This window comes from Planomonospora algeriensis (assembly GCF_977012225.1).
This window is the reverse complement of record NZ_CDRNDK010001099.1, coordinates 1-466: the sequence shown is the minus strand read 5'-3', so window position 1 is coordinate 466 and position 466 is coordinate 1. Positions and strand designations below refer to the sequence as shown.

Sequence of the window (466 nt, the reverse complement as noted above, 5' to 3'; positions counted from 1 at the left end):
GGCGGCTCCGGCGGGGCCAGGACGAGCAGGCAGGTGGCCGCCAGGAGCGGCACCGGGACCAGGACGCGGACCCGGTCCGGGCCCAGCCGCTGCGGCCAGCCGCGGACCCCGGTGGCCAGGTCACCGGGGATGTCCGGCAGCACGTTGGCCAGGTGCGCCCCGCAGCCGAGCAGCGCCGCCGCGAGCACCGCCCACCAGGCGGGCCACGGCTGTCCGGGCAGGCCGAGCGCGACGAAGGCGGGCAGCGAGCCGAAACCCACGGCGTAGGGGACCCAGGACAGCACCGTGCCCTTCAGCCCGAGGTCGTAGGCCCAGGCGGCGGCGACGCCGGCGAGGTGGACGGCGCCGGCCGCCGTACCGGAGGCCAGGGAGAGCGGCACGCACGCCGCCAGGGCGGTGAACGCGGCGGTCCACACCGTCCGGGCGCCCACGGCACCGTCGGCGACGGGCTTGCCGGTGCGCCCGG

General features: G+C 79.4%; 1 protein-coding gene. It reads right to left on the bottom strand.

The genetic code is table 11. The features are described from left to right. A partial coding sequence (locus tag ACWJ6R_RS38000; protein WP_449066804.1) for a UbiA family prenyltransferase occupies positions 1-466 on the bottom strand: 466 nt, incomplete at both ends.